The 10,185-nt window shown below is 58.8% G+C and carries 11 protein-coding genes and 2 pseudogenes; 10 read left to right on the plus strand and 3 right to left on the minus strand.

What is annotated here, in order from left to right; all coding sequences use genetic code 11:
- Together AHiyo1_RS27105 and AHiyo1_RS17405 are read right to left on the minus strand one after the other, a co-directional pair.
- Positions 1 to 320, minus strand: a pseudogene (locus tag AHiyo1_RS27105) (NAD(P)-dependent oxidoreductase); the annotation flags it as partial.
- 121 nt (positions 321 to 441) lie between these two features.
- A pseudogene (locus AHiyo1_RS17405) lies at positions 442 to 1,243 on the minus strand (hydroxypyruvate isomerase family protein).
- Between the two features lie 832 nt (positions 1,244 to 2,075).
- Here AHiyo1_RS17405 and AHiyo1_RS17415 point away from each other — a divergent pair.
- The 10 genes from AHiyo1_RS17415 to AHiyo1_RS17460 all read left to right on the plus strand — a co-directional run bounded on the left by AHiyo1_RS17415 (position 2,076) and on the right by AHiyo1_RS17460 (position 8,527).
- Positions 2,076 to 2,318, plus strand: coding sequence for a hypothetical protein (locus AHiyo1_RS17415; RefSeq protein WP_059389369.1), 243 nt, complete (start codon positions 2,076 to 2,078; stop codon positions 2,316 to 2,318).
- A 56-nt stretch (positions 2,319 to 2,374) separates the two neighbouring features.
- Complete coding sequence (locus AHiyo1_RS17420) at positions 2,375 to 2,734, plus strand: hypothetical protein (protein ID WP_059389370.1); 360 nt, start codon at positions 2,375 to 2,377, stop codon at positions 2,732 to 2,734.
- Positions 2,735 to 2,857: 123 nt separating this feature from the next.
- Positions 2,858 to 3,637, plus strand: coding sequence for a hypothetical protein (locus tag AHiyo1_RS17425; RefSeq protein ID WP_148667640.1), 780 nt, complete (start codon positions 2,858 to 2,860; stop codon positions 3,635 to 3,637).
- A 157-nt stretch (positions 3,638 to 3,794) separates the two neighbouring features.
- A complete protein-coding gene (locus tag AHiyo1_RS24900) occupies positions 3,795 to 4,262 on the plus strand; it encodes a hypothetical protein (protein WP_172465627.1) in 468 nt (155 codons plus the stop codon).
- 11 nt (positions 4,263 to 4,273) lie between these two features.
- Positions 4,274 to 4,801 carry an ABC transporter ATP-binding protein gene (locus AHiyo1_RS24905; protein WP_059389373.1) on the plus strand — a complete coding sequence of 176 codons (528 nt, stop codon included), beginning with the start codon at positions 4,274 to 4,276 and terminating at the stop codon, positions 4,799 to 4,801.
- A gap of 338 nt (positions 4,802 to 5,139) precedes the next feature.
- A complete protein-coding gene (locus tag AHiyo1_RS17435; protein WP_059389374.1) occupies positions 5,140 to 5,529 on the plus strand; it encodes a hypothetical protein in 390 nt (129 codons plus the stop codon).
- 230 nt (positions 5,530 to 5,759) lie between these two features.
- The gene (locus AHiyo1_RS17445) at positions 5,760 to 6,668 is read left to right on the plus strand and encodes a hypothetical protein (RefSeq protein WP_148667641.1); all 909 of its coding nucleotides are present in this window, start codon (positions 5,760 to 5,762) and stop codon (positions 6,666 to 6,668) included.
- Positions 6,599 to 7,327: an ABC transporter ATP-binding protein gene (locus tag AHiyo1_RS17450; RefSeq protein ID WP_084784571.1), complete on the plus strand. Its 729-nt coding sequence runs from the start codon at positions 6,599 to 6,601 to the stop codon at positions 7,325 to 7,327. Before AHiyo1_RS17445 ends, AHiyo1_RS17450 begins: the two co-directional genes overlap by 70 nt.
- Positions 7,314 to 7,799 carry a hypothetical protein gene (locus tag AHiyo1_RS24910; RefSeq protein WP_172465628.1) on the plus strand — a complete coding sequence of 162 codons (486 nt, stop codon included), beginning with the start codon at positions 7,314 to 7,316 and terminating at the stop codon, positions 7,797 to 7,799. The genes AHiyo1_RS17450 and AHiyo1_RS24910 overlap by 14 nt, the downstream gene beginning before the upstream one ends.
- Positions 7,796 to 8,527, plus strand: coding sequence for an ABC transporter permease (locus tag AHiyo1_RS17460; RefSeq protein ID WP_059389379.1), 732 nt, complete (start codon positions 7,796 to 7,798; stop codon positions 8,525 to 8,527). Before AHiyo1_RS24910 ends, AHiyo1_RS17460 begins: the two co-directional genes overlap by 4 nt.
- A gap of 342 nt (positions 8,528 to 8,869) precedes the next feature.
- Here AHiyo1_RS17460 and AHiyo1_RS17465 read toward each other — a convergent pair whose 3' ends face one another.
- Positions 8,870 to 9,961, minus strand: a complete 1,092-nt coding sequence (locus tag AHiyo1_RS17465) for a type I restriction endonuclease (RefSeq protein WP_059389380.1) — start codon at positions 9,959 to 9,961, stop codon at positions 8,870 to 8,872.
- Between the last annotated feature and the right edge of the window lie 224 nt (positions 9,962 to 10,185).

Below are 10,185 nucleotides of genomic sequence, written 5' to 3' on the forward strand. Positions count from 1 at the left end.
TGCCGAGAGGCGGGCCGCGACGTCCGGGCGGATGCTGCTTGCGTCGATCCAGAGGGTGCCCTTCTTCGCGTTGGCGAAGACGCCGTCCGGGCCGCTGACGACACCTTCGACGTCGGGGGAGTCCGGCACCATGGTGATGACGACGTCGGCGTCCTTGACGCGTCGGCGATGCTCGTGGCACCCTTGCCGCCTTCGGAGACGAGCTTGTCGATCTTGTCCTGGCTACGGTTGAAACCGGTGACGGAGTGGCCGGCCTTGACCAGGTTGATGGCCATGGGGAGGCCCATGATTCCGAGTCCGATAACTGCAACGTTGCTCATGATTTTCCTTACTGAAGTCTTTTTTAGCTCAAGTGTGCTGGACCCAACTAGCTCGCAGTTGATGTCGTTTTGAGGGCTCTAAACGACATCAACTGCTACTCAGTTGGGTCGTGGGGGTTCGCTAGTGGGAGGTGGCGCGCTGGCGGATGGCCCAGCTGAAGGCCGTTTCCTGCGGTTCCTTGTATTCGAGGCCGATGTAGCTTCGTAGCCGAGTTCGCGGCTGCGGGCGATCCATTCGCCGAGGGGAAGCTCGCCGGTTCCGGGAGCCCCGCGGCCGGGGTTGTCGGCGATCTGGATGTGGCCGAAGTCCTTGGCATGGTTTTCGATGACGGCTGCGACGTCGTCCCCGTTGACTGCCAGGTGGTAGAAGTCGGCGAGGAGCTTGACGTTCGTGGCGCCGGATTCTTCCTTGACGCGGGCGATCACCTTGAGGCGTCGGCGGCCTTGAGAAGCGGGTACTTGGGGGCGCCGCTGACCGGTTCAAGGAGGACGGTGCCGCCGATGCGTGCGACGCCTTCCGCGGCACTGGCCAGGTTCTCGGCGCCGATGGCGTCCTGCTTCTCGGCCGATTCGCCGTCCACGCGGTTGCCGTAGAGCGCGTTGAATGCCTTGCAGCCCAGACGCTCGCCGATGCCTGCGACGACGTCGATGTTGTCCAGGAATTCGGAGGAGCGGGCGGGCCAGGAAACCAGGCCGCGGTCACCGCCGGGCATGTTGCCGGCGTTGAAGTTCAGGCCGGTGAGCTGAACGCCAGCGTCCTTGATGGCGTTCTCGAACTCGGTGACCTGGGCGTCTGACGGGACGGAAGTCTCAAAGGGCCACCAGAATTCGACGGCGTCAAAGCCGGCAGCCTTCGCGGCTGCGGGGCGCTCGAGCAGGGGCAGCTCCGTCAGGAGGATGGAGCAGTTCACTGTGTACGTCATCGTAGGTGTCCTTCCGGGGGAGGGCTTGGGATCCATCTTCCGCTTGGCTTGTTCTCTTGGGCTAGTTCGCCTTTGTCGATTTCCGCTTTGTGGAATTTAGATTCTGCTTTATGAAAAGTTTAGGGAAGGAGGGGGTGGGAGTCAAGGGGGTGTTCTGCGTGGAGGTGGTTTGGGATACCAGGTGGCGGGGTTGGGTGGGCTGGGAGGGGGGGCTGGCTGGCTGCGGCTCCTGGATTCACGGCGCTGGAATGCAAGGGGGAGTCGACACATACGAGGTTCGGAGGACGTGAGGTTGAATTTACGTTGGCCTGAGCATAAGGAAGCTTCGTGTGCCCGTCTACGTGTTGCCACGTTTCCGTCTACGTGTTGCCATGTTTGACCACTGAGATTCGTCAACGGCACCACTTAATTCGTCGATTCCAGCACTGAGTCGCGATTTTCGCCCTTAGTCTTCCTGCACGGGTTCCGAACTCGGATCCGAACCATAGAAGACATTGGGGGATTCATGGAAAATCGCGTAACGGTTGCTCGGAAAGTCCTAGCAGCAACCTCAGCCCTCGCTATTGCGGTCATCGGAATAACGGTCGCGTCTCCGGTCGCTAGCGCATCGACCACCCAGGACCAGAGCGCGCTAGATCAGGTTCTAGCATCTTCTGGATCTCCGGTTGGCTTGAGCGCCTGCGCGGTGTCTGCTGTGCAGATAGCGATCCAAGCGACAATTGCCCACGCCAGAGGAGAATGCATTCGCCTGGCACCCGCCCCGATTGGTGCGATGGCCTTCCGTTATACCGGCGGATATTGCCGCTGAGGGCGGCCATTAGAGAGGAGGGGCATGCTCTACTACCTAGATGAGCTCAGGACGGCGATGAATGCGACTCCGGGCCGCCGTCGTTACAACTTGATCAGCGGCGTCGTCTTCATCGTGATCGCGGGCGCCCTTTTCGTCGCTGGAGCACCGTTTCCCGCCTTTGTTGCCTACTTTTGCGCGTCTTTCGTCCTCGACATCGCTCTTGTTGTCAGGTGGGCCCGCAAAGACGCTTTGGCAGCCTACCGGCAAGGAGAGCGCGAACTCTAGACGCAGCATGTTGATGACAGCCGCCGCGTCCTCTGAATCCTAGAAAGGGTCCGACATTGATTTATTCATCAACTATCCGCAGGATCGCCACCGTTATTGTACTCGCGTGTATCGCCGGCAGCATCGTTGTTGGACTCCTGCACGAACCGAGGACTCCACTTCTTGCATGGACGTCCTTGACCGTTGGAGCGATCTCCCTGGTGGTTGTGCTCGCAACAAAACGAAAGCCCAAGCGCGATACGGTTCTGTTCATCATCAGTGGGATGAGCGGAGGCATGTTCATAGGAGCCGCGAAAGTGGACTTCCCGGGCACGCTTCCGGTATGGCTCTGGACGATAGGCGCCATGTGTATCGGAACGGCAGCCCTCATCGTCGACGCGGAGTCTGCCCAAAGCAAATCCGTCAATCGACTCTAGGCGCCGGTAATGGGAAGTCTGAGAGCGGCTTACAAATTCTCGGGAGTGCGCATACTTGCGGTCACAGGATGGCCGATTTCCATTCGCACACTCGTGGTCCTCGGCGTAGGCAGTGGGGTTGCTTTGGTCTCTGCTGTCCTGGCCGGATCGCTATTTGTGATGCGGCTGCTGCATGAGGCGTTGTCCTTCGACGGCGCACACGCCCATGCGGGCAGCGCTGCAACGATGGCAATCATCCTGTTGGCATTCGCCGTCTGCCTCTATATCTGCGTCGGTGCGCTCGCACGGGAAGCCCTCAGCAGCCGGAGATTTGCAGTCCGGTTCAACCCAAACAGGGAGCTCTTCCGGGCGACCGATGTTTCAATGCACCATGTGTTTCTGGCCGAGGCAGTTCCTCGGGCTGGCATCTTGTTTGGTTTGTCGGGAGCCGTCTGCACCGCGGCATGGGTTGTTGTGCAAGAGGAAAGTGGAAGTGGCGGCACATTGGCACTGGCCCTCTTAGCTGTCCCGTTCGGCTTGACTGCGACCTGGCTTGCCTGGAGTTCCAAGCTGGCCGCAAGTGATCCTCGCATTCCGAGTCTGGCCGTGGGATGGACCGTCTTCGCCGGGGGTTGCCTCCTGGCCGGGTTGCTAGGGGCCATCCTCGCCCGAGTGCTGCTGGCATTGACCTCGGCACCGCCCGGGTTTGACCTGGGACCCAACGCAACCGGCGCGGCAGGCGGCTGGATCGCGACGGCGGTTGGCGATCGCCGTCGTCGTTTTTCCCCTTCTCACAATCCGGAACGTTCGAGCGATCAGGAGGCAATCGTTTCACGTAAACGCCCGGGTCCCGCGGCGCGTCAGGGAGTTCGTATGGAAGACGACGACGCCGGTCGCCATGCTCTGGCGGGTCCTCACAGTTAATCTCGTCAGGGACAGGTCGTTTGCCCTGTTCCGTGGAATCGGAATCTGCCTGCTTCTGGCTGCTGCTACTGCGATCGGCTTTCGCGGGGGCAGGATCGGGCCGGACTTCCTTCCTGGAGTCCCCGGAATTCAGAACGCTGGCGCCTGCATCGTTTTCATGGTGGGAGTCGTCGGGAATGAACTCATGTGCAAGGCGAACAACCCGATCGGACTTCTTCCGCAGCTGAGATACAGCTGGGAATCCGGGTTCGGCCTCAATTCTCTTGCATGGGGCGTGGCCCTGACGCAGTCTGTGCTCCTGGCGCTGCTTGCGGCACCAGCGATGGGAGTCATTGTCTGGGCTGCAACCGGCGTCCTTCCCGTGGAGACTCTCCTGATTCCGTGGTCGATTGCGAGCAGCAACATTATTGGAAACGCCTACAGCAAGGTCAAAGTCCGGCAGGCCGACGGCTCGATGGAAATGTCCCTCGCGGGAGCGTTCATTGGCTTACTGCTTGCTGTTCCGGTGCTCGGCCTTCTCCTCCTGGGCAACGTCCCCGCAACCATTGCCGCCATCATGTACACGGCTCTTCTCACTGGAGGTGCAAAGATTTGCCTGCAACGCAGAATTCTCTCCCAGAAATAGTCTTCGACCGCGTGTTTGCCGGATACTCCGCCGAACGTCCCGTCTACGAAAACGTGTCCTTCGCGTTCACCGGACCCGCCTTGATCCACTTGCAGGGGAAGAACGGATCCGGAAAATCGACCTTCGTCGAACTGGCCAGTGGTTATCTGTCTCCGTGGGCCGGAACGATCCTTGTCAACGGAGCCAGCGCCGATGACCCTGGAAGTAGAAGCAGTCGGAGGGTATGCCGGTCCGAAGCGGCGCTCTTCGCTCAGATGACCGCCCGTGATCACCTGGTGTTTGCCTGCATTGCCCGAGATCTCGATCCTGGTCCCGAAATACTCCGGGCGACCGCGCTGGGGATGGAACCGTGGCTAGGCGAGAACGCGGGGAACCTGTCGACAGGAAATGTGCGCAAACTCTGGTACGTCATGAACACCGTCGGCCAGTTCGATTGCGTAGTCCTCGATGAACCGTTCAACGGGACTGACACCGAGGGCGTGGCTACATGCTTGAGGAGATCAGAGGCTGGGCGGAGTCCAAGCTCGTGGTTATCGTGACGCACTCACTTCAGGACTTGTTACCGGAAGCGGTTACGGTCCGGCTGGAGGACCTCAAGTCCCAGGCCGCCAACGGGCCGGGCGATGAATGCGTGGGGGTGAAATGAGAATCGTGATTAATAGTGCCGGTGCGAGCTGCGGTGCTAAAGAGGTCCTTCTAACATCGAATGGAGCGGAGAAATGAGAAGTTTGAGAATTGCTCTTGTCGGGGCGTTGACGATGGCTCTGTTTTTGACCGGAATGAGCCTGGTTTAGCAGTTTCGAAGGAGTCATCCAGAGGCCTCGAGCTCGCCTCTGAAACTGTTGTCGAAACTAAACTCGGCGCGATTGACCCGACTATGACCCTGGCAGACCAGGCGCGAGTGCTTTTTCCGGCTGAACCGATGGCGCAGTTTGCTTTCATGACTCAAGCCATCGCAGTCGACCTGCGGGCAACTGGCGCCCAAACAGACGTCCATCCGCGTGCGCTTCCCATTGTGCTTGCTCCCTTTGCAGCCGTTCTGGCGCGCTGCGTTTGGGGCGCATTGGGAGGCGCCGTGGTTAACGAAGTCATCACCCTGGTACATCAAGGCAAGCAAGCGGACGCTCAAAGCCGCGTATATGCCCTGGTTGGCGGATGCATCAGTTCTGTTTTTCCTCCGTTTCTCAAACCTCTAGCGCAACGGGTGCAAAATGAGCTTGCCGGTGCAGTTTTATGGGTCATCGTCCAACTGGGTCCGAAGAGGTAATCGTTGGAAAACTTGAGAGACGCCGACAAGAAAGTGTGGATCTCACGCTTCGGAAGGGCCGGGCTCTTGACGATCGTTGTGATGATCGCAAACAACAGTTGGTGGACTGGCAGAAACCCAATTCGGGAGATACTGACGGTCATCCTGGCGTTTGCCGTTTCGCTTGCCGTCGTAGCCGTAATTGACTTCGCGAGACGCTGGCTTGGGTCTCGTCGGAAAAGGTGAATTGGGTGTCCATTGATCTGGGGGCCGGATGCGGCGGGCACTGGCTACGAAACTCAAAACCTCCTTTCACACTGATCGTGATTGTGCTTGGCCTGGCTGCCTGCGGCGCCGATCCTGCCGCGCCGACCAACGACGTCTCCGCCGTCAAAGAAGACCTGACGAAGCTCCAAGGAACCAACGGCCTCATACGGATGCCCGAGTCATCATCTCTCGCCAACGGCTCGGTCCACGGGACGTATCTTGCCGCGAGACTCCTCGACACGAGTTTTCCCGCGGTCGCAAGTGAGCGAACCCGAGGTGAACTGGAACGGGTGCTGAAGTCGGCCGAAGCGGACTTAATCACCCAACTCAAGGCACTTGTGGCACTGAAACGCTCTGGGTCTTCATCCTGGGCGAGCTACGGTTCGATCATCGAGCAGGGTACGGCAGCGCTTCCGGCCACCGTGACATTCGCAAATCTCAGCGGGTACATCGACCTGGTGGATGTTCTGGTGCAGCTTGAGCCTAATGCCCGGTTGGCGCGACTGGAGACGTTCGACGCAGAGCCCGGGGTTGAACATCTACTTTCCGGAGCGCTAATGGCGTTCTCCAACTCCATGTACTTCTCAAACAGCGAAGAAGTGAGATCAATGTTTCCGGCCGTCCAGTCCGCTCTCCCGCAGCTCATCGGTTCATCCAGAGGAAAGGGCCTGAACTACTTTCGGGCGTTGACCGCCATGACGAACGCAAGTCGGTCCGGACTTGGATCAAACGACTTCGACAAGGCGGCCGAGGAACTGCGGACTCTGAAAGGCTGTAAAGAATTCCCGTCTCTGTATCGGATGGAACCAGACAAAGCGTCACCATGCAGCCTCTCGATTTCAGCTGCCATGATCGCGGTCCCGGGTGCCTACGATTTCGGGGAGAACAAGTGACTTCGGTACTTCGTCTTGAGAACATCACCAAGTCTTTTTCAGATGAACGCGGGACCCGACAGTTGGTCCTTTCTGGAGTCAGCCTGAACGTCCAGGCAGGTGAAATCGTCTGGCTGCGAGGTGAATCGGGTTCGGGGAAGTCAACCATCCTGAATATCTCCGGACTTCTATCGACCCCCGATGCCGGCAAAGTTTGGATCAACGGTAACGACAGAACCGATGCATCGTCCCGGACGGCTAGTCTTGTCCGCTCAAGCGAAATTGGAATGGTGTTTCAGAGCAGCAACCTACTTCCCGAACTCACGGCATTGGAAAATGTTCTCCTTGCTAGCAGCCAGCCCATGACACGTGCAACGATTACGGAGCAGTTGGAACGCTTCGGCCTTGCGGCGGTCGCTGACCGGCAAGCGAAGAGGCTTTCCGGTGGGCAGCAACAAAGAGTCGCGTTTTGCCGCGCACTGATCAACGAACCGTCACTGCTTCTAGCGGACGAACCAAGTTCGGGTCTTGACGCGCCAAATACCGAAGCCATCCTGGAGGCCATGCGAACGGGTGCCGACGGCGGGTGTGGTGTCCTCGTCGCTTCGCATGACGAAGTCTTCCGGCATGTGGCCCACCGTCAGCTTCCGATGAAGGAGTTGCTCCTTGAACAGAAATAGGGTCTTTGCTGCAAGGTCTGTGCGGCTTTCCCTGTCGAAATTGAGGCCACTCGCGGTCCTGATGAGTCTTGGCATCGCGGTATTCATATTCGCTGACAGCATCGTAGGGGCCGGAATAGGCTCATACTCAAACAAGATCAGCACCAATTCCGCACTGAATTATGTGGAGGTGACTTCAGTAGGCCCAGACTCAGCTCGCGAGATCACTGACGACTCGTTGTCCCGGTTCGACCAAATCGATCATGTGGTGGGATCCTTCGGCTGGGCACAAATTGACCTCGCCATAGAGGACCCAGCGAACTGGCCGTCACCGAACAACCCAGGCGCGTTCATGGGTACGCCATTCATCAGCGGCATCACCTCGAAAATACTGCTCGGCGACGTCTCCGAAGACGGCCCTGGGGAAGGCCAGATCCTGCTCCCCGACAAGGTCAGGGCCAGAAATACACCGAGCTGCTCGGCAAGGAAATGAGCTTCGCGTACACGAAGGAAATCGGCCCCGGCAACGGCGAACCCGTTTCCATATCGCTCCGCGTCTCAGGTATCTATGACAACTCGTCGCCGCGTACGGATGGCGCACAAGCTGCCTACGTCTCCAGCAAGGTACTTCAGTCAACACTCGCCAATGCCCGGCCAGCCACCAAAACGCTGGTCTATCCCCGCGCATATGTGCGCGTTGACTCAGCGGATGAAGTGGTCAACGTGCAAAACCAAGTCCGAGCCCTCGGGTACTCCGTGAACAGCGTAGCGGGCCAAATCCGGTCCCTGTCAGGCCTCTTCGCTCTTCTTGCCCTTGTCAGCTGGGTGATCGGTGGCTTCCTGATCATCTTTTGCCTCGGCGTCGGGGTGTCCGTTGGCGGCAGTTGGATCAAGCAGCGGGCCCGCGAAGTGGGTCTCCTTAAAGCCATCGGCTGGTCGGGGGCCTCGATAGCAGGGGTTTACATGGTCGAGTTGGCTGCAGTGGGCCTCATCATTGGCGTGACGGGGGCGCTCCTGGGAACTCTTTGCTCCGTCATAGGAACGGCGGTCTTCAACGGACTGCAGCTCGACCTCCTGCCGGTGACCGCATGGGCCATGCCCAACTGGCTGCTCGTGCTCGGAGCACTCCTCTGCGTTCCTTTGTTCTTGTGCCTTGGAGCCCTCGGCCACGTCGCAAGACTCGCCCGGCTCGACGCGGATTCCTCGCTGAGGGACCTGTAGATCCCCTAGTGCCCCAGACTCCGAGCAAACCGCCCCCGACCGCGTTTTCCGCGGTCGGGGGCGGTCCGAATACTTCGGTTTGGCGCGAAGTGTCCGCGACGTATTTGCCGGTCTTGAACCAGACGAAGCATGGAGTTCATGTCCTTGACCATAGGGACACCGAACTCGAAGCCAGGATCTCGTCCAGATCTGCCCGGAATATCTCACTGTCCACGCGCGGCAGGTGCCGGCGGCTGGCGATCAGTCGTTCTGTTTGGCGGCTGCGTCGACGCACAGGCTTGAGCTCTGCCACCTCGTGGCCGTCGCGGGTAACGATCGGCGCCGCCACCCAGCCGACAGCTGCTACAGGTAGCCCTTCACACTGGCGCGAAGAGCGTCAGCGTGTTCGTAGATGTCTTCAAGGGAGTCGATGGGAACACGCCGTTCCTCTTTGTGTTCGTCGAAGAGTCCGATGTACTTCTGTGTTCGGTTGAAATGCAGGCGTGCTATCGGCCTGCGGTTATTGTCATCCAGAAGTACGGCGAAGTACGACTTGGCATCGCGTTGGAAGACCCTTGAGGGCTTTACGTCGCTGCATACGATCGCCCGGACAATCTGGTAGCCCTCGATTTCTTCGAGTGTGGTCGCAATACCATCGGCCTCGGCGAGGTCGGATTCAACCACCGGCTCACTCGTCACCTTCGGAAGAATTGCCGAATCGTCGATCTGCGTAAAGGTCTGAGAGCCGAGGGCCTTCTTAAGACGTTCATTGGCCTGATCGTTGAGAAACTGCTTCGATGCCTTTTTGACGAGCGAAGTGAACTGCTCGCGCACACGCTGCGTATATGGGCCGGTGTACACCCGTGTGGTCAAGAACTTGACCCACTCGTCTTCAGGCTCGCGGAACTGGGCGGCGAGTGTCCGTTTTAGCTCGCCGATGTATTTCAGTTCGCCAGCTGCGTTGATGATCGAGTCAAGATCGAAGACATCTTTTGAGAGTTTCTGGAGTTCAGGCAGGAGCGAATCATCGATGTCATTGAGATCCAGCACCAAGAACGGCTTTTCGTCCATACGGTTCGGAGCATCGAGATCAGTGAAGAACTGATACACCTCGCCATTGGTGAGTATGGCAATCCGCGCATTTGTGACTGCAAAGTAGCGGAATAGTTGGGAAGCGTGTTCGATCCTTACCGGTCCAATGGACTTCTTGCACTCGATGAGGATCTGTATCTCGCCATCCTTCACGATGGCGTAGTCGATCTTCTCGCCTTTCTTGATTCCCACATCCGCTGTGAACTCCGGCACGACCTCAAGAGGGTTGAAAACGTCGTAGCCGAGGATCGTTGAGATGAACGGCATGACGAATGCGTTCTTCGTTGCTTCCTCGGTCTGAATAGCCTCGCGCTGCTGACGCACCTTTGCGGCAAGCGCCGAGAGCCGTTCTGCGAATTCCATGTGTCCCCCTTGACCAATCCGACATTGAGCCAACCGTAGACCCGCGGCAGCAAGAGATCACGGAAGTCGGGCGTGTCTGTTTACATGCCACCTAAGCGCCCAAGCCCCTCCCCAATCTCCCGCCCGATCCGCCGCAGCAGTTCCACCGAAAGCCCAGGATCCTTCGACGAGTCCAGATCCGTGTAGTCCGTCAGCGTGTAGACACGCGAGAGCGACATCTCGGG

It is taken from the genome of Arthrobacter sp. Hiyo1 (assembly GCF_001263615.2).
GTDB lineage: Bacteria > Actinomycetota > Actinomycetes > Actinomycetales > Micrococcaceae > Arthrobacter.